Source organism: Methylorubrum sp. POS3 (assembly GCF_043352485.1).
GTDB classification, from domain to species: Bacteria; Pseudomonadota; Alphaproteobacteria; order Rhizobiales; family Beijerinckiaceae; genus Methylobacterium; species Methylobacterium suomiense.
In genome coordinates this window covers 4,812,959-4,839,108 of the sequence record NZ_JAPRBT010000001.1, presented here as the reverse complement: position 1 = coordinate 4,839,108, position 26,150 = coordinate 4,812,959, and the positions used below count along the sequence as shown (strand labels likewise).

Below are 26,150 nucleotides of genomic sequence, written 5' to 3'. Positions count from 1 at the left end.
TCCGGACCGGCCGCCCATGCGGCCGGTCTCCGCCTCGAACGAAGAAGGGCCGCTCCCATATCGGGGGCGGCCCTTCTTCGCGTCCGGGGACGCGGTTCGCGTGAGCGGAAGATCGAGGAGGAATCGACGAAGCCGAAGGCGTGGCAGACACAATGGCAGCTGGCGAGTCCCGTCGCGGTCGATCGTCGACTCGCACGGTCAGAACGCCCTCTCGCTGTCCCGCGCAGGCGATGGGGACTGACCGCCCGTGCGGCCGGTCCTCCGCGAGCCGTCGGAGTGGACCCCCAAGAAAGAAGGGCCGCACCCGACAATGGGTGCGGCCCTTTTTCGTGCCGTGGTCGCGCCTTGCGTCAGCCGATGAAGGTGTAGCCGGCCATGCGCTTGGCCTCGATCGGGTCGTAGCCGAGCTGCGTCCGCAGCTTCTTGCGCAGCTTGCTGATATGGCCCTCGACCACGCTCTCCTCGACCTCGGTGTCGAGGTCGCCGTAGACGGCGGCGAAGATCTGGCCCTTGGTGACCTGCCGGCCGCGATGCTTGGCGAGATATTCGAGGATGTGGCGTTCGCGCCGCGGCAGGATCAGGCTCTTGCCGTCGATCTCGGGATCGCGCCCGTCGGCGAAGACCGTGAGGCGGCCGTCCCGGTCGGGGGCCGGCGCCTTCTCGACGCCGCGATTCATCCGCCGCCGGATCGCGCTCGCCCGGGCGATGATCTCGCGGACATGCACGGGCTTGCGCACCACGTCGTCGATCCCGACGGTGAACAGGTCCAGCGTCTGCTCCAGGGAGCGCGTCTCGTTGAGGGCGATGATCGGCGCCTGGGTGGCGGAACGGATCGCCACGGTGCAGGAGGCCCGGTCGTCGCAATCCCCGATCAGAACGCCCTCGATCGCCTCGACATCCTGACGCGACGCCGTGCCGAGCCAAAGCTGCATCGTCTCCGCGGTGACGAAACGGGCGGCGGCACCCTCCGCATCGAACCCGGCAACGTATTGGTCGGCGACGGACCGACGCTCATCGACGACGATATACACCTGCGATCTCCATGAAATGGCACAGTCCGTCCGCCGACGCGAAGCAGCTTCGCGCCGTGATGGCCCGTGATTGATTTTCGGTCGGTGTGATGCCGATGAACTGTGCGAGAACTTGAACCGCGACCTTATGCGGGTGTTTCGCGCTGCGTCCGATGCATCATTTGTATGTTCTTAGCTTTTTGGTCGTAATGGTTAACGAGTGGTTAACGGCGTACAAATGTATCAAAAGATTGTTTGTCAGCCCGCTCCGTGAGTGCCATTTCGGCCACAGCCGGCTGGTGTCGGGCCGCGAATGACGGTTCGATCGAGGCCTGCTGCGCCGCAATACGGCGCTTGACCGCGGCGGCGCGGCAGGATCGAAGAAGGACGCGTCCCGGTACGAGGAAATCCATGCCGTCCCTGTCAAACCTGTCGCCGGAGCAACTGGCGGATCTACGCTCCACCCTGCGCGACGAGTACGCGGCCCTGAAGGCCCGCGGCCTCAAACTCGACATGACCCGCGGCAAGCCGGCCTCGGACCAGCTCGATCTGGCCGCCGAGATGCTGGCGTTGCCCGGCAATCGCGACACGACCGCGGAGGACGGCACCGACGCGCGCAATTACGGCAATCTCCAGGGCCTGCCCGAGACCCGCGCCCTGTTCGCGCCCGTGCTCGGCGCGCCGCCGGATCAGATCGTGGTTGCCAACAATTCGAGCCTCGCGCTGATGCACGATGTGCTGGTCTACGCTCTGCTCAAGGGCGTGCCCGGCGGCGAGCGGCCCTGGAGCAAGCAGGAGCCGATCACGATCCTCTGCCCCGTTCCGGGATACGACCGCCATTTCGCGCTCTGCGAGGGCTTCGGCATCCGCATGATCCCCGTACCGATGACCGGGGAGGGGCCGGACATGGCCGTGGTCGAGGAAGCCGTCGCCGATCCGTCGGTGAAGGGCATCTGGTGCGTGCCGCAATACTCCAACCCGAGCGGCGAAACCTATTCGGACGAGACCGTCCGTCGGCTCGCCGCGATGACGACGGCGGCGCCCGATTTCCGCATCCTGTGGGACAATGCCTACGTCGTGCATCACCTCGCCGATGCGCGCCCGGCGCTCCTCAACATCTTGGAAACCTGCGCCGAGGCCGGCCATGCCGACCGGCCGATCGTGTTCGCCTCGACCTCGAAGGTGACGCTGGCCGGAGCCGGGCTCGCGCTGCTGGCCGCCTCGCCGGCCAACGTCAAATGGTACCTCGCTCAGTCCGGCCGCCGCAGCATCGGGCCGGACAAGCTCAACCAGCTCCGGCATGTCCGCTTCCTGCGCGACGCGGCCGGCATCGACGCCCATATGGAGCGTCACCGCGCCCTGATCGCCCCGAAATTCGCGGCGGTGGAGGAGGCGTTCGCCGCCCGGCTCGACGGCTGGGATGTGGCCCGCTGGAGCCGCCCCCTCGGCGGCTACTTCATCACCCTCGACGTGACCGACGGCACCGCCGCGCAGGTCGTGCGCCTCGCGGGCGAGGCCGGAATCGCGTTGACCCCGGCCGGTGCGACGCATCCCTACGGCCAGGATCCGCACGACCGGACCCTGCGCATCGCCCCGACCTTCCCGAGCCTCGACGCCGTGCGCAAGGCCGCCGAGGCGGTCGCGCTCTGCACGCTGCTGGCGGCGGCGGAGGCGCGCTGACGACCCCGCGTTCCCCCTCTCGACAGAGGGAGGGGGACCATTCGGGCGGGCCCGCCTACATCACAACAGTGATGGCCTGCGCCGCCCGGGTCAGGCCCGTATAGAGCCAGCGCGACCGGTGCTCCCGGAAGGCGTAGGATTCGTCGAACAGGACGACCTTGTCCCATTGCGAGCCCTGCGCCTTGTGGACCGTCAGGGCGTAGCCGTAGGTGAATTCGTCGGTCTCACGCTTCAGGAAAAGCGGGATCTCCTCCTCCGAACCCTCGATCACCTGCCGCAGCACCTTGATGTCGACCGCGCGGCGGCGCACGGCCGGATCGTCCTCCGGCACCACGTCGAGGCGGATCGTGTCGGGCCGCGGCGGAGCGCGGAGCGCCTGCACCGTCCAAGTGGAGCCGTTGAGCAGGCCCTTGGTCCGGTCGTTGCGCAGGCAGACCAGCTTCTCGCCGACGGAGGGCATCGGATCGGTATGCCCGGCGAGCTCCCGCAGGCGGTTGTTGTAGAGACGGCGCGTGCGGTTGAGGCCGACCAAGACTTGGTCGCAATCGAGCACCTGCGCCGGGTCGATGTCGCGACGGCGCACCACCCGGCTCTCGCCGTACTCACCGACCTCGAGCCGTCCGCCCTCGCGGATCGTCATCGCCATGCGCACGATCGGGTCGTCGGCGGCCTGACGGTGAACCTCGGTCAGCATCACGTCGGGCTCGGCCTCGGTGAAGAAGCCGCCGCCGCGCACCGGCGGCAATTGGGCCGGATCGCCCAGCACCAGCACCGGCTTCTCGAAGGACAGGAGATCGTTGCCGAGATCGGAATCGACCATCGAGCACTCGTCGATGACGATGAGATCGGCCTTGGCCGCAGGGCCGGAGCGGTTGAGGGTAAAGGTCGGCCCGCCCTCGTCACCCTCCTTGGTGCGGTAGATCAGCGAGTGGATCGTCGCGGCGTCGTGGCAGCCCTTCTGTCGCATCACCGAGGCCGCCTTGCCGGTGAAGGCGCCGAAGGCGACCGACCCGTCGACATCGTCGGCGATGCGTCGGGCCAGTGTGGTCTTGCCGGTGCCGGCATAGCCGAACAGGCGGAACACCTGGGAGCCGCCGTCCCGCCGCCACGCGGCGATGGCCTTCAGCGCGGCGTCCTGCTGCGGGGCGAAGCGCGTGGGAAGCGAGGTCTCGGCCATCTCGACTTGATCTACGGCCAGCGCACGGTCGGGGGCAGCGACGACAGGATCGAGGCGACGTTGCCGCCGGTCTTGAGGCCGAAGATGGTGCCGCGGTCGTAGAGCAGGTTGAACTCGACGTAGCGGCCCCGCCGCACCTGCTGTTCCAGCCGGTCGGCCTCGGTCCAGTCTTGGGCGAGATTGCGCCAGACGATCTCGGGATAGGCTTTCAGGAAGGCCTCGCCCACATCGCGGGTGAAGGCGAGGTCCGCCTTCGGATCGCCGGTCCAGTGATAATCGTAGAAGATCCCGCCGATGCCGCGGGGCTCGTTGCGGTGCTTGAGGTGGAAATACTCGTCGCACCACGCCTTGTACTTATCGTAGTTCGCGGCCGGCGCATGCGCCTCGCACGCCTCCCGCAGGCAGGCGTGGAAATGCTGCGTGTCCGGGTCTTCCTGAGTGCGGCGCCGGTCGAGCACCGGAGTCAGGTCGGCGCCGCCGCCGAACCACGCCTTCGTCGTCACGACGAAGCGGGTGTTCATGTGCACCGTCGGCACGTTCGGGTTCCAGGGATGGGCGATCAGCGAGATGCCCGTGGCGAAGAAGCGGGGATCCTCGGCCGCGCCCGGCATCTGCGCCCGGAATTCGGGGGCGAACTCGCCATGCACCGTGGAGATATGGACGCCGGCCTTCTCGAACACGCGCCCTTTCAGCATCGCCATCACGCCGCCGCCGCCCGGCACGCCGCTGTGGTCGGTGCGCTGCCACGGCGTCTTCACGAAGGTGCCGGCCTCCGCCGGGGCATCCGGATGGAACGGGCCGGCGGCCTGATCCTCCAGGGTCTCCAGGGCGGTAACGATCTTGTCGCGCAGCGTCGAGAACCAGCTCTGCGCCTCGGCCTTCAGCGCGGCGAGATCGTCGGGGGCGGGCAGGGTCGAGGGCGGGGGGGAGGCGGACGCATCGCTCATGCGAAGGCTTTCCCACCCGCGTGCGGTTCCGTCAATTCGGTCCGGCGGGCCGGGCTGTTCCGGTCGCGGAAGAGGACGCCCCCTGATTGCGAAGGCCGCCAACCAGCCTGTCGAGGCTGCCATGCCCCTCGCCGAATCCCGCCTCCGCCAGCAGCGCTCCGAGGATCGGACTGTTGTATTGGTAGCGCAGGAGATGGCCGGACAGGTTGTCGCCGAGGTTGGCCGTGTTCGGTCCGGCTCCGTTGGCGCCGATCATTCCGCCCGCGTCGAAGATCTTGATCGAGTCGATCTTCTCCACCGCCTTCATGCTCTCGCGGAGCGCTTCGGGAATCATGGCGAGACGGCGCAGGTCGGCCTCGTAGGCGCGCGTTTCGGGTTCACTTTGCGGCCGCTGCCGCCTAAGGGCGCCGCTTTCGGCGATCCCCGACGGTATTTACCGAGCTATGCTCCGTTGTTGCAGATTTGTCCTAGACAGAGAATCAGCCACGTGCGCGACTCTGTCGGAATCCGGTGAGATTTGCAACTGCCGCATCAAATGATGCGAGCGCATCTTAGCTAAATTCGAAAGCTTACAATAAGGGTGTGGAGAGCCTTATGGGTGTTATCAAGGTTGATTTTGCAGGTAAATCCTTCAACCTAGACAGTGCAGACGGGATGGATGCTGTATCAAGTCAGCTTGCTTTGGGCTCGTATGAGCCCCCATTACCTTTTCTAATGATGGCTACTTTGCTGCGTGTAGACGGAATTTTCGTTGACGTTGGTGCGAATACAGGAATCTACTCAGTACTTGCATGTATCATGACCCGTGATCGGAAGGTAATCGCGTTCGAGCCTTTGCCGAAAGCTTTGGACGCATTAAGGCGCAATCTCATGCTCAATGGCATCGCGTCGCAAGTTGAGATTCACGAAATCGCGCTGAGCGAGAAAGACGGAACGGCCGTGCTTCACATCCCTGATCCGGGACACGGATTGTTGGAGACGAGCGCATCGCTGGAACAGGGCTTCCAGCAGGTGCACTCGACGATCAGCGTCCCGGTTAGACGCTTCGACAACTTGGGAATTCAGGACCATATCGGCGTGATCAAGGTGGACATTGAGGGGCACGAGCATGCCTTTCTGCGCGGCGCCCGCGACAGCATCTTACGCGACCGCCCCATCATCTTCGCCGAGGTCGTTGGACCAGCCAAGCGCGGTGCGATCGGAGCGTTTCTGCACGGCGTCGACTACCTAGATTTCCGCCTCAGGCCCGATATGGCTATTCATGATGGCGAAGTTCTATTTGACAACGCGGCGTGGAACCACGCACTGGTGCCCACTGAACGGCTGGATAAATTCAAAGAGATCTGCGACTCGTGCAATCTTCCTGTTCTCCGCCGCTTCACCCTGAGTTGAAACCAGCAGCGTCGACCGGGGTGGAGGGATCCGATCGTTTGTTGAGCTGGCCATTGCACGGATTGCCGTGGCCTGGCTAATCCGCGTCGCATAGTCCAGGAGGGCTGCTACCGCTGGCGAAGCCGATTGCTGGCGACCTCTTGGTGGCGCATGGCGTCAACTGGATAGGCGCGCCAGGGGTTTTGGCGTTCGCGGTGCAACCCAGCTTGTCGGCGCCTTAAAAGGAAGCCCGTCATGTGGTACGCCATCCTCCTCGCCTTCGTCATCTCAGTCGCGACAGGCGCGGCCGCAGAGGACTTGGCCCGACGTAGCCTCGCTCAGCAGTCAACGAATGGACTCGATCGCCTTTCCGTGATCGGAAACCCGTCCATCCCCGCTTGCCCAACCTCGAACTGCCCCGCCCCGCCCCACCCCCCGGTCCTATCGACCCAGGTCCTACACGGGAAAACGACTAAGGGGGCTGAGCAGCACGAGTGGCTCTCGAGCGCTGGCCTTTTCGTGTCCACGGGCGCCAAGCAGCCGAAAGATCCGATAAGCGGTCAGAAGGTCACGCAGTACATCGGCGTCATGCAGGCCCCTGGGGCAGGCACCGCCTGGGCGCTGAACACTGATTCTGTTCGGAACGGATTGCCGGGGGGGCCGAATAGCTTCGGAGGCTTTGAGGGCAGCGGGTATCCAGGCAAACCCGGGGCAATCGGCAGCGAAAATGGCACGATCGGCTACGAACTCGATTTCACGAATTGGGACGCACACAGCGCCCCTGGGTCCGGCCCATTCACGGTCGGGCAATACGTGCACGCTCAAGGTTCTTTCACGTCTCTAAGTGCGGTTTACTTCGACGCGCACATGGGGAACGGCGCCAAAGCTTGGCATTCCGCCATATTTTTCAATGGCGAAGATGTCGTCGATGAAAACACTATCGTAGATGCGACACATTCTAAGGTAAGCTACAACGTTATGGGCGTGCATCAGATTGGCATTAACATGTCTCAGTCAAATGCCGATTTGAAGGCTATTGTCATGAAAGAGGGTCAGTCTGTTTGCTTTTCGGGGTTAAGCAATTGTGTCTCGATGGTTAACAATAAGCTAAGTTACCGAAATAAGGCCGGATCAGTCATCTTCAGCATAGATGAGGACGGCAACGCTTTTTTTGCAGGGCGCGTCAATCAAGGCGCCCTCCGGTAGTAAATAAGCGTAGAGATTATATCAATCCCAGTACAGCAAGGTACTGCTCTGCCGCCGCGACCGGATCCGCGAACTCCCTCGTGGTGAGGAAAGTGTCCTCAGCAGAAGGTGTCACAACGCGCAGATCGGACGGGTAATAGTAGGCTGCGTCGTTCCCGGTCAGGGCGTCGATCAGAGAGTAGTTCGAGTTGATATGGATCGTTGGGTTGACGACGACGATTCGGCTGCCGGACGGGGCGAAAATGCTCGTATGGAAGTAAGAACCAGCTGTTCCGAGGATGAGTGAGCGGGTCCCAAAAATCCTGATCTGCTCTTCAATCCCGAGGGTCTCCGGCGCGACAACATCGATGCCGGCCGCCTCAATCACGTTTATGAACGCTTGCTCGTTGCGAATTCGGCCCACACCAGACGTCAGCGCCGCCTTTGAAAAGTAAATGGGCCGGTCGTTATTGTGTGAGTCACCGGAGGCGTGCAGCCTTTCTCCCACAAAGCGACAAAAATTTCGGTACTCCGTGTGTGCCTGATACTGTTCCTCGAAACTCGTGCAAGGTATCTCGACTTCCCTGAGCCTAATCGGAGCGTTAAACATGACGAAATCATGAGGCTCAAGGCCCAGTGCCCGGCAAATTTTGGCGAAAAAGGGGAAGTTAAACCAATCTTCTGGACGTCCGTGCCCATGGCAAAGGATTTTAGTCCTATGAGTTCTCAATCGTTGTATTGCCCAAAAGCGGGGTAACGTATTAATTAAAAAATGACCATAATGGATATTGATTCGACCTACGTACACATAGTGATAATCATCTGCGTAATTTAAAACGTGACCGCTATTTATTGTTGCTTCTGTAACTTGATTATTTGGACTACGTTCTGTGCCGCGAAAATCTACAGTATCATTAATTAAGTGGCCTGATAGATTATATATACCCCACCCATGATTGAGATTGAGAGGAATATAAATAGATCCATAATATCTTGATATGCTTGGGCTATCATGTAGAATTCTGCATTCGCCCCAAAGTTCTTCACACCGAACAAGTGACATATTTAATTCCGGTAGCAATTTTGCCGCACTGATCCGCGTATGGGTGTACGATACGCGCTACTGCTTACGGGATGCGGTACCTCTCCGCCAAGCCCTTCACATATTTCAACGTGGATCAGCAAGGGTAAGGGTTGAGACATTCCGATTGAGAATCCAGCCAAGAGTTCCGCTCGCTGAGGTTGTGAGTTTTGCCTTCGGCTCGAGGCCAACTGCCGCAGACTGCCTTACCCGGCCGGTGCGCCGGCTGCCGAGACACTTAGCTTACGAGAGTGCCAAGCGCCTCGGACTAGCGTCTGGTACTCATCGTTTTCTTACTCAGATTCGAGCCCGAATACTGTCGTATTGGATGTCAATGCGCACTTCCAACGTGTATCTTCGGCCGCAATGCTCCGAGCGCTAGTGATCCTGACGGCCTGGATCGTTCCTGACCGAAAGCATGTCGGCCTCGCGCCCATTTCCGTCCGCACATTTTTTACAGAAGGACTTCGGGAATTTAATTCAGTTGACGAGTTGAGCGCCCTTGGCCTTGATGCCGGTCAGTGCAGCATTCGTGCGGGCCGCAATCATCGTCGGCTCCTTCGCTGCCAGCGCCGCGTAAAAAAGAAGCACGAACGGGGTCAATGCCCTCCCCCCCAGTCCGACCGTCATTAACGGCATCCTCGGAGCCATCATACCAACAAAGAACGCTAAGTCATGGCTCAGCTTATACTATTTCGAAACGACGTCGGGCGCTTGGCCTTCCAGGCCGTGAACCGCGTCGAGATCCGCCGTTTTGGGCAGGAGTCGATAGATCAATCTGGACGGGAGTGATTTGGATCGCGGCACTTCCTAGGTGTAAGACACCAGACTAGTGTTTTTAATCGGAATGCACGCAGGAGATGTGATGGTGGAGGGCGATTGTCAGCCGATCGCGCACAGTTCGACCGGTCAGCCTCCTTGCCGCAGCGCCTCGCCCATGATCATCGCCGCGGAGACCGCGACGTTGAGCGAGCGCATCCCCGCCCGCATCGGGACGAACACCCGGGCGTCGGCGGCTGCATGGACCGCTTCGGGCACGCCCGCCGACTCGCGCCCCATCATCACGCAATCGCCGTCGCGGAAGGCGAACTCGGTGTAGGGCAGGGCACCCGTTGTGGTCGCGAGCACGAGACGAATGCGGTGCTCCTGCCGCCACGCCTCGAAGGCGTTCCACGAGCGGTGGCGGGTGATCGGCACGTGGTCCAGATAGTCGAGGCCGGAGCGGCGCAGATGCCGGTCGGACACGTCGAACCCCGCCGGCTCGATGATCTCGACCGCGAGCCCGAGGCACGCCGCCATGCGCAGGAGGGTACCGGTGTTCTGGGGAATGTCGGGCTGGTAGAGGGCGAGGCGCAGCATCGGAAATGAGGTCGTCCGCAGGGCTGGGGCGGGCATGCCGCATGGAGGGCGGGGTTGGCCCCGGGCTTTGCGGCCTTACCTCAGGCCGGCATCCACCGCTCGGTTGACTGTTACAGATGTTCCTCGATTGGCTCGAGCGCCGCATCGACCCGTTCGCGCCCTTCGACGAACGACGCATGCCGCCCAACACCGTCCTCGGCTTCGCCGCCTTCTACCTGCGGCCGATCCGCGGCGCGCTGTTCTTCCTGTTCATCGTCGCCGTGATCGCGGGCAGCATCGAAGCCTCGCTCTATCTCCTGATGCGCTGGTTCATCGATCTGATGAACACCGCGGACCGGGCGAGCGTCGTGTCGGATCACGCGCTGCCGCTGGCCCTTGCCGGAGGACTGCTGCTGGTCGTGCGCCCGTTCACGATCTGGCTGCACGAGATCGCCTCGAACCAGCTCGTGGTGCCGCAATCGACCAACCAAATCCGCTGGCGCACGCATCTCTACACGCTGGGTCACTCGCTCTCGTATTTCCAGGCCGACTTCGCCGGGCGGCTGGCCAATCGCGTGGTGCAGGTCGGGCCGGCGGTGCGCGAACTCGCTGTCGTGTTCATCGACACGCTCCTCTACGTGGCGATCTACGCGGTGACGGCGATCGGCCTGTTCTCGTCGATCTCGCCCTGGCTGGCCCTGCCGGTGGTGGTGTGGGTCGCGGGCTATGCCGGGCTCACGGCGTGGTTCGTGCCCCGCGCCCGCACCCGCTCGCACCGCACCGCCGAGACCCGCTCGGCCCTGATCGGCCGCGTGGTCGACAGCTACACCAACATCCAGACCGTGAAGCTCTTCGCCCGTGACCGCGAGGAGCGGGCGGCGGTGCGCGACTCGGTCGATACCCACACCAAGGCCTATCTGCACCAGTTCCGCCTCACCACGCTGACGACCAGCCTGCTCGGCGGATTGAACTCCTTGCTGATCCTCTCCACCGCGACTGCCTGCCTGATGCTCTGGCAGCGGGGCGCGATGACCACCGGCGAGGCTTCCGCCGGTCTCGCCCTGATCCTGCGCCTGATGGCGATGTCGGGGTGGGTGATGCAGACCGTGCGCGGGGTGTTCGAGAATGTCGGCGTGATCCAGGAAAGCATGCAGACCATCGCCCGCCCGCACGGGCTGGTCGATGCGCCGGATGCCAAGATGCTGGTTGTCCGCGGCGGCGAGGTCGCCTTCGAGGATGTCGATTTCCACTACGGGCGCGGCGATGCCAGCATCATCGAGGCGCTCAACTTCCGCATCCGTCCGGGCGAGAAGGTCGGCCTCGTCGGGGTCAGCGGCGCGGGCAAGAGCACCATCGTCTCGCTCCTCCTGCGTCTGCACGACGTCGAGGGCGGGCGCATTCTCGTCGATGGCCAGGACATTGCCGGCGTCACGCAGGACTCGCTGCGCCAGAGCATCGCCATGGTTAGCCAGGATACCTCGCTGCTGCATCGCTCGATCCGGGACAACATCGCCTATGGCCGGCCCGACGCGACGCAGGAGGAGATCGAGGCGGCGGCCCGCCGGGCGCACGCGCACGACTTCATCCTCGATCTCGTCGACCATAGGGGGCGGCGCGGCTACGAGGCCCATGTCGGCGAGCGGGGCGTGAAGCTGTCCGGCGGCCAGCGCCAGCGTATCGCCATCGCCCGCGTCATCCTCAAGGATGCGCCGATCCTGATCCTCGACGAGGCGACCAGCGCCCTGGACTCGCAGGTCGAGGCGGCGATCCAGGAGGCGCTCGACGCGCTGATGGGCGACAAGACGGTGCTCGCCATCGCCCACCGCCTCTCGACCATCGCGGCGCTCGACCGGCTGATCGTGATCGACCGGGGTCGGATCGTGGAGGAGGGCACCCACGCCGAACTGATCCGCCGCGGCGGCCTCTATGCCGATTTGTGGCGGCGCCAATCCGGTGGCTTTCTGGGGGACCGGGCGGAGGCGCCGGTCTCGTAGGCACCATTCCGAAGGGAGTGCCCTTATTCGGCGAGCGTTTCGCCACGAGGGCACGCACAGACCCCTGCAAAAGAGGGAGCCGGTTGGCGTCGACACTCCTCCGTAATCCCCTCGCAGACATTCGCGCCGCCTCACGGGGTCCATTGGCAGGGGGTGACGTGCGAGGGCGGCCCGCCCGGCTCCGACAGGTTTGAAGGAACAGCGACCGTGATCCGCCCGAGCGGACTTGCCGAGACGGCCTCACCTCCGCAGCCGGCCTCGCCCTGGTGGGACGAAGTGCGGGCGACCTTGCGCCTGTCCGCACCGCTCGTCCTCATCAACCTCGCTCAGCACGGGCTCGTCGCCTCGAATGCAGTGCTGCTGGGGCGCCTGGGCGCCGAGCCGGTCGCCGCCGGCGCCCTGGCGACCAGCCTCTACCTGCTTCTCTTCATCGGTGGGATCGGGCTCACCTCCGCGGTGGCACCCCTGGTGGCGGAAGCGGCGGGCAGCGGCCGCGCCGGCGGGGAGGGCGCCGTGCGCCGCATCGTCCGGGCCGGTCTTTGGTTGGGCTTCCTCCTCGGGGCGGCCTTGATGCCCCTTCTGTGGCACATGGAGGCGCTGCTGGCGCCGCTCGGCCAGGATCCGTCGGTTTTGCGCGATGCCGGCACCTATATGCGGGTGTTGCAATGGTGGATGCTGCCCGCGCTCGCCTTCATGGTCTTGAAGGGTACACTCGCCGCGCTCCAGCGGCCCGCCGCTCCCCTCGTTGTGAGCGTCGGCGCTCTACCGCTCAACATCGCCCTCGGCGCGTTCTTCGCCTTCGGACCGCCGAAACTCGGCATCGTCGGCGTGGCACTCGGCACGGTTCTCACCGAATGCTTGGCGCTCGTCGGTCTGGTGATCGTCATCGGACGCGATCCGGTGCTGCGCCGTCATCGCTTCTTCACTAGTCTCTGGCGCTTCGACGCCGAGACGCTTGTTCGGATCCTGAGGGTCGGCGCGCCGATGGGCGTCGCGGGTGTCGCGGAGGCCGGCCTGTTCGAGGCGGCGACGGTGGCGATGGGCACCTTCGGGACCGTGCCGCTCGCCGCCCACGCGGTCACGCTCCAGATTGCGGCGACCTGTTTCATGGTCCCCAACGGCATCGGGCAGGCCGCGACGGTGCGCGTCGGGCGCGCACTCGGCGCGAGGGACACCGCCGGATTGAGACGGGCCGGTGCCGTGGCGATCGGGCTCGGCTTCACCTTCATGGCGGCCTGCGCCGTCCTCCAGCTCGCCGCGCCACGCTCGCTGATCGGCCTATTCCTCGACGCGGAGGCTCCCGGTGCCGCCGACGTGCTGCCGGTCGCTGTCGGCTTCCTCGCCTTCTCGGCGCTGTTCGCGGTGTCGGACGGTGTGCAATCGGTGGCACTGGGCGCGCTGCGCGGCCTGCAGGACACCGCCGTGCCGATGGTCATCGCCCTCACGGGCTATTGGGGCATCGGCGTGCCCCTCGGGGCAGCCCTCGCCTGGGGAGCCGGATGGGGCGGGCAGGGCATCTGGGCCGGATTCTGCGCCGGACTGCTCACCGTCTCGATCCTGCTCGTGACCCGCTGGCTGCGGTTGAGCGCGCGACCCCGCGTCTGAACCGCGCAGCATCGGCGCGCGCGGAACCGGGCCGATGCCATCCGGTTCCGAACCGGACCCATTTCTGACAGCGGCAGGACGCGATGGCGGGCAAGGACGATCACGCAGAAATCTGGACGGAGTTCAAGGAAGCCGTGAACATGACGGCCTCGTCCCTGGAGAAGTTTCTGGAAAGCGACGAGAGCCAATCCGTCGGCCAGAAGAAGGGGGGCGGCGAGGCGACCGGCCACAAGGAGGGAAGGCGGATCGTCGAGATCCTCCACAAGAAAAAGGCCGATCTCTCCGATGACGACTATTCTCATATGAAGAAGGTCGTCGGCTATATACACCGTCACTTGAAACAGGGCGGGCCGGACGAGAAGGAAAAGATCAAGGACTCGCCCTGGCGTCTGTCGCTGATGAATTGGGGTCACGATCCGCTGAAGGATTGATGTCGGTGATCGAACGCTGCGCCGGAGGCACGGCGTTGCGTTCCGAGTGATCGCGGTTGTGGGCCGCGGCCTTGCCCCGTTCGACGGTCGTTTTCCCCCATGACGGCATCCGAGACAAGCGGATGCCGCTTCCGTGCAAGGCGGGCGCGCCATCGGCGGGCAAGCTTGCTGCGTCTTTGCGTTGCTCGGCCTTGCCTCGGAGGACCGGCGCGCTCACAGCTTCGCCGATCTGAGGAGGCGTTCCGACATGTCCTTCTCCCGACTATCGGCCGAGAGGCGCCCGTCCATGATCTCACCCGAGCCCGCGATCGATGCGGCGGCCTATCGCGAGGCGATGGCACAGGTCGCGAGCGCGGTGCATCTCGTGACCAGCGATGGACCGGGCGGGAGGTCCGGTTTCACGGCGACGGCCGTGTGCAGTGTAAGCGACGCGCCCCCGACCCTCTTGGTGTGTCTCAACCGGTCGGCTTCCGCCTATCCGGTGTTTCAGGCGAATGACAGCTTGTGCGTCAACACGCTGGCGGCATCGCAGCAACCCCTGGCCGAAGCCTTCGGCGGCGCCCTGCCGCGCTCGGAGCGGTTCTCCGTCGCGCGCTGGGATCGCCTCGTCACAGGCGCGCCAGTGCTGTCGGGAGCGCTCGCCGCCTTCGATTGCCGCATCGCCGATCGCTCGATCGTCGGCACCCACGAAATCCTGATTTGCGAGGTCGTCGCCTTGACGATCGCGCCGGCCAACGATGAGCCGGACGGCAGCCTGCTCTATGCCGGACGACGCTATCGCACCCTGCCGCCGGCAGCGGACGCGGACGATGTCACCCCGGGGCGGGCGTGAGGAACGGTCTCGAGGCGGTGTTTCCCGTGGACGGCGCGCCGGTTCGGGGTTAATTTTCCGTTCGCTTCATCGCAGGACCATAGGGCCGTCACCGACGGATCCCGTTCTATCGCCAGTCAGGGGCGTGTCCATGTCGATCGGCCGCCTCACACGACTCGCCGTCTTCGGCTTTGTGCTGACCTGCGGACCGAGCTGGGCCCAAGAGCCGGCTGGCGGCGAGGCCTCGAGCTGGACCGACCCACCGGCTCGTACAGCACCGTCGGAGCCCGCCAGGACATCGGCCCCCTCGCCGGAGCCGCCGCGGAGCGAGCCTCGACAAGCCGAGCAGCGCCAGACTGCACCGGTCCGCGCCAATCCTGTTCCGTCCAAGGCCGACCCGGCAATGTCGGAGAGGGCGACACCGCCGGCCGAACCGACAGCGGCCGAACTGCGCCAGGACGCGATCCGCCGTGCGGTGGCACGCTCGACCGCGCAACGCGAGGCCGAGGCGGCCGCCAGGGACGCGAGAGCCGCCCGCGTTGCACGACGCAGCGTCGTCGAGCGTGCGGAACCGAAGCGGCGTTCGGCCGAGCCATCGCAGCGTTTCAGCGATCGGTTGGCCCCGCGCCCATACGAGCGTCGGACTTCGTTCGCCCGGAGCATGCGCCGTCCCGTTTACGGCTACGCCGATCCTGTGCCGTATGATCCCGGCTATGGGCGTTCCGAGGGCAGGGCCGCGATGCGGCCTTCGCCAATCTGGCAGGGCGAAGGAGAATTCGATGACAGGGCGCGCCGCCTCGCCCAGGCTCGGTCGGCGGGCTACCTCGTCATGCGCTCGCGGAGTTACGCTTATCCGGACGGCACCGTGGTCCGCCGGCTCGCGCCGATCGACGGCGACGATTTCGACGATTGATACCGAATGGTCGCCCTACGAGGCGGTCCGGATTGCAGATCCTGAACGATACACTCGAGGCTCCGCGCACGAAAAAGGGTGCCGCGAGAGGACGCAGCACCCTCGATTGTTATTCGGGTCGTCAGATCGCGCCGTGACGGATCTTCAGCGAATGCGGCCCGGCCGGCTCGGCTCGAACACGATGCGGCGGTGATAGGCGCACCAGCTCTTGCCGTCGGCCACCGGCGCGCCGCAGCACACCGCTTGGTCGCTCGGCTCGCCGATGATGAACTTGCAGACGAAGGCGCCGGACTGCGCGAAGGGCACTCGGAATTCGGCCGAGGGCTCCGCAATCGGATTGGCCTCGCCGACCTGCGGCAGGCGGAAGAGTTGGTTCATCGGTTCGACACTCGAAATTTCAGTCTCGCTGACGTCGGTGCGAGGGCGGGGCGGTGCCCGCGGGAGGGGAAGATCAGGTCCGACCCGGCTTTTCCGCTACACCGGGGCCCGCAGGCCATAGGCCGGGACCGCGCAATCGCGGAGGAAGCGAAGAATCAGGACGGCCGTTGATCGGTCGTAAGTAATCCGCTTTGCGCAACAGGCAAGCCCCGCGTCAGTCGCAGGCCCCCTGCACACAGAGCAAATGTCGAAGACCAGGCCTTTTAACGATCATGGAGTGATGGCCAGCAGGCCCGTTTCCTTGTGACCCTGAGAGTGCAATGGTGTCGGCTCTCCCTAGAACAAGGTCACCGGCTCGGTATGCACGCTCTCATCACCGGCTCGGCAGGCTTCATCGGTCACGCTCTCAGCCGTCGCTTGCTGGCCCAGGGGCATCGCGTGACCGGCTTCGACGCCATGTCGGATTACTACGACGTCGAACTGAAGCGAGCCCGCCACCGCAATCTCGCTCAATACTCGTGCTTCACCGCAGTCGAAGCGCGGCTCGAGACGCCGGGTGCGGTGCGCGATGTGATGGAAGCGGCCAAGCCCGACATCGTGTTCCACCTCGCTGCGCAGGCGGGCGTACGCTACAGCCTCGTCAATCCACAGGCCTATGTCGACGCCAATCTCGTCGGTGTCGCCAATATCCTCGAAGCGGTGCGGGCGCATCCGGTGCGGCACCTGATGCTGGCATCGACCAGTTCGGCCTATGGCGGCAATACCAGCCTTCCCTTCCGCGAAACCGACCGTGCCGTCACGCCCCTGACGTTGTACGCCGCGTCGAAGATCGCGGGGGAGGCCATGGCCCATTCCTACGCACATCTCTTCTCGGTGCCGACCACGGCGTTCCGGTTCTTCACGGTCTACGGACCCTGGGGGCGGCCGGACATGGCGCTGTTCTTGTTTACCCGTAAGATTTTGTCGGGGGAGCCGATCGAAGTCTTCGGCGAGGGGGCGGCCGAGCGCGACTTCACCTATATCGACGATCTGGTCGATGCCATCGTGCGGCTCTCGGATCATCCCCCGCCGCTCCCGTCCGAAGGTGGGCCGGTCTCGGACGCCGATACGCTCAGCAACGTGGCGCCCTACCGCCTCGTGAACATCGGCGGCGGTCGTCCGGTGCGGCTCGATGCGATGATCGGTGCTTTGGAGGCCGCTTTAGGTCGGGAGGCTTTACGGATCCTCAAGCCCCTCCCGCCGGGCGATGTCATTCGCACCCATGCCAGCACTGCCCTGCTCGATGCGCTGATCGGTAAGGTTCCGGAAACTCCGTTGGAGGTCGGTATTCCGGCTTTCGTCGAGTGGTATCGCTCTTACTACCCTGACGCATGATCGGGATTCGATCTTGTTGCGCTCCTATTGATGTGGAGTTCCGGTTCGGAAACCCCGGTATACGTAGAACGGTGTTCGCATGTGCGAAAAGTGTTTGATAGAACGGTCTGACTCGAGACGTCACTGATCGCACCCGGCTGCGGTCGGATCAGGGCCCGTCACGGGCTCGACGGACACGCCAGAGAGGGTATTCGATGCGGATTGCGATGATTGGTTCAGGCTATGTCGGCCTGGTGTCGGGTGCCTGCTTCGCCGATTTCGGCCACGACGTGGTGTGCGTCGACAACGATCCGAAGAAGATCGAAGCTCTGGAAGCCGGCCGTATGCCGATCTACGAGCCGGGTCTGGAAGCCTTGGTGGCCGACAATGTGCGCCAGAAGCGCCTCTCCTTCACCACCGATCTCAAGCCCGCCGTTGCGGGCGCGGACGCCGTTTTCATCGCGGTCGGCACGCCCTCGCGCCGTGGTGATGGCTTCGCCGATCTCTCCTATGTCTACGCCGCCGCCCGCGAAATCGCCCAAGCGGTGACCGGCTACACGGTCGTGGTGACCAAATCCACGGTGCCGGTCGGCACCGGTGATGAAGTCGAGCGCATCATCCGCGAAGCCCGGCCCGACGCCGAAGTGGGGGTTGCCTCCAACCCTGAATTCCTGCGCGAGGGCGCCGCCATCGGCGACTTCAAGCGTCCCGACCGTATCGTCATCGGCGCCGAGGATGAGCGCGCGGCCGCCGTCATGCAGGAGGTCTACCGCCCGCTCTATCTCAATGCCGCGCCGATCATCGTCACGGGCCGCCGCACGGCGGAACTGACCAAGTACGCCGCCAACGCATTCCTTGCGACCAAGATCACCTTCATCAACGAGATCGCGGATCTCTGCGAGCGGGTCGGCGCGAATGTTCAGGAGGTCGCGCGCGGTATCGGCCTCGATAACCGCATCGGCTCGAAGTTCCTGCATGCAGGCCCCGGCTACGGCGGCTCCTGCTTCCCCAAGGACACGCTCGCCCTGGTCAAGACGGCTCAGGATTACGCGACGCCGATCCGGATCGTGGAAACGGTGGTCTCGGTCAACGATCAGCGCAAGCGCGCCATGGCGCGCAAGGTCGTGGCGGCGGCGGGAGGCTCGGTGCGCGGCAAGACCGTGGCCTTGCTCGGCCTGACGTTCAAGCCGGACACGGACGACATGCGCGATGCGCCGTCGCTCTCGATCATCGCCGGACTTCAGGATGGGGGCGCCAAAGTGGTGGCCTACGATCCCGAGGGTATCGAGCAGGCGCGTCCGCTTCTCGAAGGCGTGACCTATGCCGACGACGCCTATAGCTGCGCGTCCGGCGCCGACATCCTGGTCATCGTGACGGAGTGGAGCGCGTTCCGCGCCCTCGACCTGCCGCGTCTGAAGACCCTGATGAACGCCCCCGTGCTCGTCGATCTGCGCAATGTCTACTCGCCGACCGACGCCGTGAAGCACGGTTTCCAATATGTGGGCATCGGCACCACACCGTCGAACGGCTGATGTAATTCCCGTCCCGGATCGGATCCGGGGCGGGACCTTCGCTGTCAGCGGGCGGTTCGGCGAGACAGCATGGTATAGAGCACTTGGGCGGCGATCACGCCCAGCACCGCCGCGGTCCCTTTGACCGAGAAATCGAACATCCTTCCGTGCCGACTCACGGTGAGGCCCTGCGCGATTTCGAGAAGTCCCGCCATGGCGACGCTTCCCACCATCGCCAGCAACCAACGGCGGGGATAGGACGTGGCGAGCAGGAAGCCGAACAAGGCATAGGCGATCGCACGCTCGAGATGCGGCGAGGCGATGACCGGGCGTGCCTCGATCGGCGAGAGCGTCACGAAGACGAGGATCGCCGCGACGGTCCAGGCTGCGAAGCGTACGAGGATCAGCATCGCTTTGTCGTCGCCCAGCCATGGCACGACGGTCAAGCTCCGTTTCCGGATAGGCTGACGCGCCGCGAATGCACACCTCGCCGTATTGATCCGGCGGCCCAATGCGGCCTCCAAATCTGAGGATGCACAATCTTCGCAAAAATTGTCGTCTGAAACGCTGATCGATTTGTGGCGGACATACCCAATTTGGAGGATGCATCGTCGCAGCCCGCGATGCCTCTTGTTCCTATCGTTCAAGTTGCCACAGCGCGGCATCCGCTGAACGGCCGCGGACGCATTGGGTTCGTGGCGGACGATGACGAGGGGGACAGATAATGATTCGAGAAAGCGAGGGGTTGCCCCGCTGGCTCCAGCGCCGGGAAAATCGACGCTCCGGTCGCTACGATGGCGACAAGGTCGTGCGCTGGATCGCGCGAAGAAACCTCAAGATGCGCGATCCGGTTTCGCCCGGCGAGGTTGCCGCGCCGGCCGAATGGTCACGCCTGTCGAGTTACAACGGACTTCGTCTGGTCTCTGACAACTGAAGTTCGGCCCGAAAGGTCGAGCCGTCGGGATCGAGCGTCTCGGGGGACGGACGCCCACGATCGGACGAGACGGGAAGGCCGGGGATCCGGGACCTCTGACCTAGCCACGCGACCGGCATGCTGATCGGCCGCGTGGTCCATCGCGAAGATCTCAAATCGATTTCGGATCTCGCCTACAACATGGCACTCAACGCTGGCGGATATCGGTGATGATCCAGCAGCCCGAATGCTGTGCCGGCGCCGGTCGAAAACGGCCTTGGACGGGTCGATAACAGGCGAGACGAATGCTCGGCCTCAAAGGTCATGAACGACTGTCTTGATGATGCCGGTCAAACTACTTGGCATGGCTTCCGGGCAGGTTCATGATCGATTCCGATAAGCCGCCCGATCACGCGGCGGCGTCGGAGGGTCGTCCCATGCTTGCCGCCAATCGCCTCGTCAAAGCCGCCTGGATCGCCGTCGATGTCACCAAGGAGCGGGCCGAGCGCGTGCTCGTCGTCGAAGCCTACATTGCCGTGAGCCCGCTGGAGAAGAACTACGACGCGGAGCGCTACGAGCGGGTGGTGGAAGATGTGCGGCGTGTGCTGGCCGCTCACCCTGAAATCGATCGTGCTTCGATCCTCAGCATGCATCGCGACACGGGATGCGCCGCCCTGTTCCGCGCGAAGCCGGCCACGGCGGCCTGAGGGCGGTTCCCGCAGGCTATGGCAGTCGAGAGGCACTGCGGCTGGATCGCGGGATAATTTAGCTTCCGCGCGCTTGGACGGGGTACCCGGCGGCGTGACCGACCCGACCGCCCGCCGGAAGTCCCCGTTACCTCACGGAACGCGGATTGACGGCACCGCCACGTCGAATCTCTGCCGGCCGGTGCCGCCGACACACGAGCAGAAGCGATCGCTCTGACGGTTTCGGATCGATCCCGGAGTGGACTTAAGCCTGGCCGCCATTCTCCAAGAACAGGCGGTAGGCCGGGTTGTCGGTCTCGTCGATGCAGGGATAGCCGAGCGCGTCGAGGACGGCGTCGAACCGGTCGCGCTCGGCCGGAGGCACCTCGATACCGGCGAGCACCCGGCCGTAATCGGCCCCGTGATTGCGATAGTGGAAGAGGCTGATGTTGAACCCATCGCCGAGGGCATCGAGAAACTTCATCAACGCGCCCGGTCGCTCCGGGAACTGGAAGCGGTAGAGCCGCTCATGCGGGAGGCCGGTGGCACGGCCGCCGACCATGTAGCGGACATGGACCTTGGCCATCTCATTGTCGCTCATGTCGGTGACGGCGTAGCCGTCCTTCTCCAAAGCGGCGATCAGATCGCGTTTTTCCGGCAGGCCGCCGGGGAGGTTGACGCCGACGAAGATGCGCGCCTCCGAACCCTTGGCATAGCGATAGTTGAATTCGGTGATGGCCCGCGGGCCCAAGGCCGCGATGAAGGCCCGATAGGCGCCCGCCCGCTCGGGAATGGTGACGCCGAGCAGAACCTCTCGCTGTTCGCCGATTTCCGCCCGCTCGGCGATATGGCGCAACCGATCGAAATTGAGATTGGCGCCGGACGAGATCGCCACCAGCGTGCCCGCCCCGGGATTTTGCGCGGCCCAGGCCTTCGCGCCCGCGAGGCTCAGCGCGCCGGAGGGTTCGGACACGGCGCGGGTATCATCGAACACGTCCTTCACGGCCGCGCACATCGCATCGGTGTCGACCGTGATCACCCCATCGAGATGCTCGCGGCACAGCCGGAACGTTTCCTCACCCGCTTGCCGCACGGCGACGCCGTCGGCGAACAGGCCGACGGTGGGGAGGGTCACGCGCTCGCCCGCCTCGAGGGCGGCGGCCATACAGGCGGCGTCGTCCGGTTCGACGCCGATCACCTTGGTCTCGGGCCTCAGATATTTCACGTAGACCGCGATGCCCGCGGCCAAGCCGCCGCCGCCGATCGGAACGAAGATCGCCTCGATCGGCCCGGAATGCTGATGCAGGATCTCCATCCCGATGGTGCCCTGGCCGGCGATGACCTCCGGGTCGTCGAACGGATGCAGGAAGGTCAGGCCCCATTGCGTCTCGAGGCGGCGGGCCTCGGTCAGGGCCTCGTCGAAGGCGTCGCCGTGCAGCACGACCTCCGCCCCCCGGGCCCGGCAGGCATCGACCTTGATGGCCGGTGTCGTGCGCGGCATCACGATCACGGCACGGACCCCGAGCTTGGCCGCGGCCAGGGCCACGCCCTGCGCGTGATTGCCGGCGGAGGCGCAGATCACCCCCCGAGCCAGCTGGTCAACGGGGAGCGATGCCATCTTGTTGTAGGCGCCGCGCAATTTGAAAGAGAAGACCGGCTGGAGATCCTCGCGCTTGAGCAGCACCGAGCGACCCAGCCGCTGGGTGAGCCGCGGCATCGGAAGGAGCGGGCTCTCGATCGCCACGTCGTAGACGCGGGCGGACAGGATCTTCTTGACGTAATCGGTCACGGGGCAGGCATCCGGCCGCAGCTGCGGGCCGAAGAGGATCTCCGGCCCTCTGATCGCGCGAGCGGGTCTGCCGAGAGACCGTCGAACGCGCGATGGGGAAGGACGTCGGTTTAGCCTGTTGCGCTGCGGGAGGCGAGGGGATCGGGGACGCAGGTCGGTCTTGCGCCTCGCCCCGTGCAGGTGGCTCTTGTCAGGCCTCGTGGGCGGTGGGCATGGTTTCCGGCATGAACGATGTGCCTTCCGAGATCGAGCGTCTCGCGCGCCTCGAGATCCGCCTCACCGAGCAGGAGGCGGTGATCGACGATCTGAATGCGACCATCACGGCGCAATGGAAAGTGATCGATCGGCTGACCCGGCAGCTGTCACGCCTGCAGGAGCAGGTCGAGGAGAGTGCGTTCCGGACCGCCAGCGGTGGCCCTGAACCGCCCCCGCCGCATTACTGAGACAGGTTTTGGATGCGATATTCCACCCGTCGTGTCGGCGTCCGCTCGCCCTCCGGGATGAGCCGACTCAAGACCTTGCGGGGCCGGTGATGCCGGACTTAGATTCGGGAAAGGGTACGCCATGAAGGGTTCGGTTCGGCGTATGACCCTGGCCGTTGCCCTCGCTCTCACGTCGAGCGCGGCAATCGCCTTGGATCGCGCGGCGCTGCCGTCCGAAGCGCCGATGGAGGCGTGCCCTGAGCAGGGCGCGGGATTCGCGCGGATTCCCGGGACCTCGACCTGCCTGCGCGTTTCAGGGCGCGTCGCCGCTGGAATCGATGCGGGAACACACGGAAGCGCGGCACCGGTGCGAGGTCGTTTCTCGGTCGATACGCGCTCCGACACCGATCTCGGGCCGGTGCGCTCGTTTCTCCGGCTCGACGCGGGACGCCACTGAGGATGCCCGGCAAACCGCCCGATAGTTCGGACTAATCGTCGCGATACACCCGCTCGCGGCGCTCGTGACGCTCCTGCGCTTCGAGCGAGAGCGTGGCGATGGGGCGGGCATCGAGGCGCTTGAGGGAAATCGGCTCGCCGGTTTCCTCGCAGAAGCCGTAGGAGCCGTCCTCCAGGCGGGCGAGCGCCGAGTCGATCTTACTGGTCAGCTTGCGTTGCCGGTCGCGGGCTCTGAGCTCGATGGCGCGATCCGTTTCCGAGGAAGCGCGGTCGGCGATATCGGGATGGTTCTCGTTCTCGCTTTGGAGCGCACTGAGGGTATCCTGCGCTTCGCGCAAGATTTCGCTCTTCCAGTTGAGCAGCTTGCGCCGGAAATACTCCCGTTGCCGCTCGTTCATGAAGGGCTCGTCGTCGGAGGGCCTGTAGCCGTCCTCGATCGTGACCTTCGCCATCGTATTCGCCCTCGCGCTCCCTGCCGGTCAGCGGCGATCTCGGCAGGGCTATAATCGAGCCGAGCAAGCTCCACAACGCACGGAGGCCGCCTCATGCACCGCGACGTGCATTGGCTGTGCCGTTGCGGCAAACACGTCACGGTGTTGATGGATCTCAGGGTGCGGAGGGGCGATCCCGGCGCTCACGAAGCCCATTCAGAGTTGCGGCGATCTCGTCGGCGAGCGGCCGCGCCAGGTTGTGGCGGTAATGCGTGTGGTCGAAAAACAGGGTCGGATCGTGCGAGGCCGGGCGGTCGCGACGCGCATCGACGACGCGACCGAGAGGATGGCGCGCCAGAGCCCCGATCATCGCGGCGCGGCAAGCGTCTTCGGCCTTCGCTCGTTCGGTGCCCGGCCGCCCCGTGCCAGCGACATAGACGGGTGGGAAGACTATCACGACCGGTACCTCGGCCGGCAGAGCCGCCAAGAAGGCGGCAAGGCGGTCGGCAGCGGGAAAGCCGGGGCCGGAGGTGGCGGGGTCGGGATCGTCCGGGACCGGTGTCTCCCGTACCCTGGTCAGGAACGCGGCATCCCTCTCGCCGAGCCGGATGTACTCGGGCTCGTAATCCCAGAAGCCATCCGCCCGCGCGACCTTGCGGTTCCCGGAACGCAGCCAGCCGATGCGACCGACGACCTCCTGGGCCACCGGCCAGCGCAGCAGACCGCGCAGATAGGACAGGATGTCGGGGCTATAGAGCCAGAACGGGAACGGCTTGTCGTTGGGAAGAGCCGGGTCGCTGACGCACCAGAAATCGTCGATGCCGAGCACCAGCGCCTCGGGCTTGGGATGATGGCGCAGGAACCAGCCCATCAGGGCGAGCTGCTCTGCCGGGCGGGTCGCCGTGACCGACAGCTGCACGAACGGGATGCCGGTCGCTGCGCTGAGTCGTGTGGGATCGATCAGTTGAATGCGCGAATTGCCGAAGATCGCTCCGGTGAAGGCGGGATCGCGTCCGCGCGAGGCGGCGGCCGTGCGCGGGCCCTGCGGGCGAACCGCGCCCACCGAGAACAGGGTCGACCGCCCGCTGTCGTAGGGATCGATCAGGTAGGCCAGCGCGAGGAAACCGGCGAAGAGGCCGACGGCGACGCATAGGAACAGGCGGGCGAACCCTGCCCAATCGCCCACCCTTGACCGGTCGGATGCGGAACTCCTCATGATCAGAACCGGAAGTAGATGAACTCGTAGTTCGCGTCGTCCCCGATCTTGAGAAGGACGACGACGAACAGGACGGCGAAGAGGGCGGCGAGCCAGCGGCGCGGCGAAAGCCGGTGTACGGCGGCCCAGGCGCTCGGACCCAGGGTCGCGACTGCGGCGGCCATTAGAATCGTGCGCCATTTGAAGCCTGAGCCGAGCTCGCCGAGGCCGAAGAGCCCCGCATAGATTGCCCCCGCCGCCGTAAACGAGGTCGCGCGGAACAGCACCCAGGTCAGCATGACGAACAGGGTCGTGAGCGCCCAGCCGAGCAGGATCGGCATCGGCCATCCCGCGCGCCGCCACAGGACGCCCGCGCCGAGGCCGATGCCGTGCGCGGCGCCCCAGGCGACGAAGGTCAGTCCCGCGCCATGCCACAGGCCGCCGAGCGTCATGGTGGCGAGCAGGGCGCCGACTTGCATCGCGAGGCCGCGGCGGTTCCCACCGAGGGGGATGTACAGGTAGTCGCGCAGGAAGCGCGAGAGCGTCATGTGCCAGCGACGCCAGAAATCGCGCAGGGAGGCCGCGCGATACGGAACGTCGAAGTTCTGCGGCAACACCACGCCGAACAGGAGCGCGATACCGAGCGCCATGTCGGTATAGCCGGAGAAGTCGAAGTAGATCTGGAGGCCGAAGCCGAGCGTCGCCTGCCACGCCTGCGCCGTCGTCACCGCCGCGCCGTCGGCGGCGGCCTGGAACACCGGGTTGACCATCGCCGCCAGCGGATCACCCAGGAGAACCTTCTTGGCGAGCCCGACGGTGAGCAGCATCAGACCGCGCCCGATCCGCTCGGCGGCGTCGGGCCGCTGGTAAGGACGCTCGTCGAACTGATGCACGATCTCGCTCCAGCGCACGAGCGGGCCGGCGAGAACTTGCGGGAAGAAGGCGATGTAGAGCGCGTATTTGGTGAACCCGAGGGAGGGCGCGCGCCCCGCCCTCAGGTCGGTCAGGTACATGATGTGGTGGAAGGTGAAGAACGAGATTCCGAGCGGCAGCACCAGATCGAGACGCGGTGGGCTGAGGCCTGGGATGAGAGCGGCCAAATCAGCGAAAAATCCCAGATATTTGAAGGCGGCGAGAAGAGCGAGATTGGCAGCAATGGCGGCCGGGAACAGCCAGGGATACGTCCGCTTCGCCAGAATGCGCGCGATCAGCCAATTGAGCGTGATGGAAGCGCCGAGCAGCGGCAGGAAGCGCCAGTCCCACCAGCCGTAGAACACGAGGGAGAGGCCGAGCAGCAGGGGCAGCCGCATCGCGGGCCGGTAGCGCTCGATGGCCGCATGCAGCAGGAATGCGGCGGGTAGAAAAGTCAGAAGGAAAACGAAGGAATTGAACAGCATCGCGGGCGGGTGAGATCGTCTCTCCTGGCGAGACCGGTGTGTCCGCTCACGGGCGCCGCGTTGTCATGGATCGCTA

The 26,150-nt window shown here is 65.0% G+C and carries 27 protein-coding genes; 14 read left to right on the top strand and 13 right to left on the bottom strand.

What is annotated here, in order from left to right; translation table 11 throughout:
• Positions 1-350: 350 nt before the first annotated feature.
• On the bottom strand, positions 351-1,031 hold the full coding sequence (locus OWC43_RS22545; RefSeq protein WP_393958396.1) for a response regulator transcription factor: 681 nt from the start codon (positions 1,029-1,031) through the stop codon (positions 351-353).
• Between the two features lie 390 nt (positions 1,032-1,421).
• Between OWC43_RS22545 and OWC43_RS22540 the strand changes: the two genes are divergently transcribed.
• A complete protein-coding gene (locus tag OWC43_RS22540) occupies positions 1,422-2,690 on the top strand; it encodes an aminotransferase class I/II-fold pyridoxal phosphate-dependent enzyme (RefSeq protein ID WP_393958395.1) in 1,269 nt (422 codons plus the stop codon).
• A 55-nt stretch (positions 2,691-2,745) separates the two neighbouring features.
• On the opposite strand, the gene OWC43_RS22535 is transcribed toward OWC43_RS22540, so the two are convergent.
• The 3 genes from OWC43_RS22535 to OWC43_RS22525 are packed head-to-tail and all read right to left on the bottom strand — an operon-like array spanning position 2,746 to position 5,235.
• The gene (locus OWC43_RS22535; protein ID WP_137830184.1) at positions 2,746-3,867 is read right to left on the bottom strand and encodes an ATP-dependent RecD-like DNA helicase; all 1,122 of its coding nucleotides are present in this window, start codon (positions 3,865-3,867) and stop codon (positions 2,746-2,748) included.
• Between the two features lie 11 nt (positions 3,868-3,878).
• Positions 3,879-4,814, bottom strand: a complete 936-nt coding sequence (gene hemF, locus OWC43_RS22530) for an oxygen-dependent coproporphyrinogen oxidase (protein WP_393958394.1) — start codon at positions 4,812-4,814, stop codon at positions 3,879-3,881.
• 31 nt (positions 4,815-4,845) lie between these two features.
• Positions 4,846-5,235: a flotillin domain-containing protein gene (locus OWC43_RS22525; protein ID WP_393958622.1), complete on the bottom strand. Its 390-nt coding sequence runs from the start codon at positions 5,233-5,235 to the stop codon at positions 4,846-4,848.
• A 173-nt stretch (positions 5,236-5,408) separates the two neighbouring features.
• Between OWC43_RS22525 and OWC43_RS22520 the strand changes: the two genes are divergently transcribed.
• Both OWC43_RS22520 and OWC43_RS22515 read left to right on the top strand, forming a co-directional pair.
• Entirely contained in the window at positions 5,409-6,206 is a 798-nt protein-coding gene (locus OWC43_RS22520; protein WP_393958393.1) for an FkbM family methyltransferase, read from the top strand.
• A 498-nt stretch (positions 6,207-6,704) separates the two neighbouring features.
• A complete protein-coding gene (locus tag OWC43_RS22515; protein ID WP_393958392.1) occupies positions 6,705-7,391 on the top strand; it encodes a hypothetical protein in 687 nt (228 codons plus the stop codon).
• Between the two features lie 16 nt (positions 7,392-7,407).
• On the opposite strand, the gene OWC43_RS22510 is transcribed toward OWC43_RS22515, so the two are convergent.
• The 3 genes from OWC43_RS22510 to OWC43_RS22500 all read right to left on the bottom strand — a co-directional run bounded on the left by OWC43_RS22510 (position 7,408) and on the right by OWC43_RS22500 (position 9,810).
• On the bottom strand, positions 7,408-8,433 hold the full coding sequence (locus OWC43_RS22510; protein WP_393958390.1) for a glycosyltransferase family 61 protein: 1,026 nt from the start codon (positions 8,431-8,433) through the stop codon (positions 7,408-7,410).
• A 498-nt stretch (positions 8,434-8,931) separates the two neighbouring features.
• Complete coding sequence (locus tag OWC43_RS22505) at positions 8,932-9,081, bottom strand: hypothetical protein (protein WP_393958389.1); 150 nt, start codon at positions 9,079-9,081, stop codon at positions 8,932-8,934.
• 279 nt (positions 9,082-9,360) lie between these two features.
• A complete protein-coding gene (locus OWC43_RS22500) occupies positions 9,361-9,810 on the bottom strand; it encodes a tRNA (cytidine(34)-2'-O)-methyltransferase (protein ID WP_137830189.1) in 450 nt (149 codons plus the stop codon).
• A 116-nt stretch (positions 9,811-9,926) separates the two neighbouring features.
• On the opposite strand from OWC43_RS22500, the gene OWC43_RS22495 reads away from it, so the two are divergent.
• From OWC43_RS22495 to OWC43_RS22475, 5 genes are all read left to right on the top strand, one after another.
• Entirely contained in the window at positions 9,927-11,783 is a 1,857-nt protein-coding gene (locus tag OWC43_RS22495) for an ABC transporter ATP-binding protein (protein WP_238307662.1), read from the top strand.
• Positions 11,784-11,990: 207 nt separating this feature from the next.
• Positions 11,991-13,388 carry an MATE family efflux transporter gene (locus OWC43_RS22490; RefSeq protein WP_393958388.1) on the top strand — a complete coding sequence of 466 codons (1,398 nt, stop codon included), beginning with the start codon at positions 11,991-11,993 and terminating at the stop codon, positions 13,386-13,388.
• Positions 13,389-13,471: 83 nt separating this feature from the next.
• Entirely contained in the window at positions 13,472-13,819 is a 348-nt protein-coding gene (locus tag OWC43_RS22485) for a DUF3140 domain-containing protein (RefSeq protein WP_393958387.1), read from the top strand.
• Positions 13,820-14,105: 286 nt separating this feature from the next.
• Positions 14,106-14,651, top strand: coding sequence for a flavin reductase (locus OWC43_RS22480; RefSeq protein WP_393958386.1), 546 nt, complete (start codon positions 14,106-14,108; stop codon positions 14,649-14,651).
• Positions 14,652-15,033: 382 nt separating this feature from the next.
• The gene (locus tag OWC43_RS22475) at positions 15,034-15,543 is read left to right on the top strand and encodes a hypothetical protein (protein WP_393958385.1); all 510 of its coding nucleotides are present in this window, start codon (positions 15,034-15,036) and stop codon (positions 15,541-15,543) included.
• 144 nt (positions 15,544-15,687) lie between these two features.
• On the opposite strand, the gene OWC43_RS22470 is transcribed toward OWC43_RS22475, so the two are convergent.
• Positions 15,688-15,921, bottom strand: coding sequence for a hypothetical protein (locus OWC43_RS22470; RefSeq protein ID WP_137829043.1), 234 nt, complete (start codon positions 15,919-15,921; stop codon positions 15,688-15,690).
• A gap of 360 nt (positions 15,922-16,281) precedes the next feature.
• Between OWC43_RS22470 and OWC43_RS22465 the strand changes: the two genes are divergently transcribed.
• Both OWC43_RS22465 and OWC43_RS22460 read left to right on the top strand, forming a co-directional pair.
• On the top strand, positions 16,282-17,295 hold the full coding sequence (locus tag OWC43_RS22465; protein WP_393958384.1) for an NAD-dependent epimerase/dehydratase family protein: 1,014 nt from the start codon (positions 16,282-16,284) through the stop codon (positions 17,293-17,295).
• 194 nt (positions 17,296-17,489) lie between these two features.
• The gene (locus OWC43_RS22460; RefSeq protein WP_137829045.1) at positions 17,490-18,806 is read left to right on the top strand and encodes a UDP-glucose/GDP-mannose dehydrogenase family protein; all 1,317 of its coding nucleotides are present in this window, start codon (positions 17,490-17,492) and stop codon (positions 18,804-18,806) included.
• A gap of 44 nt (positions 18,807-18,850) precedes the next feature.
• On the opposite strand, the gene OWC43_RS22455 is transcribed toward OWC43_RS22460, so the two are convergent.
• Positions 18,851-19,222 (bottom strand): hypothetical protein, encoded by a 372-nt coding sequence (locus tag OWC43_RS22455; protein WP_238307714.1) that lies wholly within the window; start codon positions 19,220-19,222, stop codon positions 18,851-18,853.
• A 308-nt stretch (positions 19,223-19,530) separates the two neighbouring features.
• Here OWC43_RS22455 and OWC43_RS22450 point away from each other — a divergent pair, with 308 nt between their 5' ends.
• Positions 19,531-19,719 (top strand): hypothetical protein, encoded by a 189-nt coding sequence (locus OWC43_RS22450; protein WP_393958383.1) that lies wholly within the window; start codon positions 19,531-19,533, stop codon positions 19,717-19,719.
• 416 nt (positions 19,720-20,135) lie between these two features.
• Positions 20,136-20,405 carry a hypothetical protein gene (locus tag OWC43_RS22445; RefSeq protein WP_137829047.1) on the top strand — a complete coding sequence of 90 codons (270 nt, stop codon included), beginning with the start codon at positions 20,136-20,138 and terminating at the stop codon, positions 20,403-20,405.
• Positions 20,406-20,649: 244 nt separating this feature from the next.
• On the opposite strand, the gene ilvA is transcribed toward OWC43_RS22445, so the two are convergent.
• Positions 20,650-22,173 carry a threonine ammonia-lyase, biosynthetic gene (gene ilvA, locus OWC43_RS22440; RefSeq protein WP_393958382.1) on the bottom strand — a complete coding sequence of 508 codons (1,524 nt, stop codon included), beginning with the start codon at positions 22,171-22,173 and terminating at the stop codon, positions 20,650-20,652.
• Positions 22,174-22,397: 224 nt separating this feature from the next.
• On the opposite strand from ilvA, the gene OWC43_RS22435 reads away from it, so the two are divergent.
• Together OWC43_RS22435 and OWC43_RS22430 are read left to right on the top strand one after the other, a co-directional pair.
• The gene (locus tag OWC43_RS22435; protein ID WP_137829049.1) at positions 22,398-22,616 is read left to right on the top strand and encodes a SlyX family protein; all 219 of its coding nucleotides are present in this window, start codon (positions 22,398-22,400) and stop codon (positions 22,614-22,616) included.
• Positions 22,617-22,737: 121 nt separating this feature from the next.
• Positions 22,738-23,052: a porin gene (locus tag OWC43_RS22430; protein ID WP_393958381.1), complete on the top strand. Its 315-nt coding sequence runs from the start codon at positions 22,738-22,740 to the stop codon at positions 23,050-23,052.
• A gap of 31 nt (positions 23,053-23,083) precedes the next feature.
• Here OWC43_RS22430 and dksA read toward each other — a convergent pair whose 3' ends face one another.
• The 3 genes from dksA to OWC43_RS22415 all read right to left on the bottom strand — a co-directional run bounded on the left by dksA (position 23,084) and on the right by OWC43_RS22415 (position 26,074).
• Positions 23,084-23,503 carry an RNA polymerase-binding protein DksA gene (gene dksA, locus OWC43_RS22425; protein ID WP_137829051.1) on the bottom strand — a complete coding sequence of 140 codons (420 nt, stop codon included), beginning with the start codon at positions 23,501-23,503 and terminating at the stop codon, positions 23,084-23,086.
• A 154-nt stretch (positions 23,504-23,657) separates the two neighbouring features.
• Positions 23,658-24,698: a hypothetical protein gene (locus tag OWC43_RS22420; RefSeq protein WP_393958380.1), complete on the bottom strand. Its 1,041-nt coding sequence runs from the start codon at positions 24,696-24,698 to the stop codon at positions 23,658-23,660.
• 2 nt (positions 24,699-24,700) lie between these two features.
• Positions 24,701-26,074 carry an MBOAT family O-acyltransferase gene (locus tag OWC43_RS22415; protein ID WP_393958379.1) on the bottom strand — a complete coding sequence of 458 codons (1,374 nt, stop codon included), beginning with the start codon at positions 26,072-26,074 and terminating at the stop codon, positions 24,701-24,703.
• Positions 26,075-26,150 lie beyond the last annotated feature (76 nt).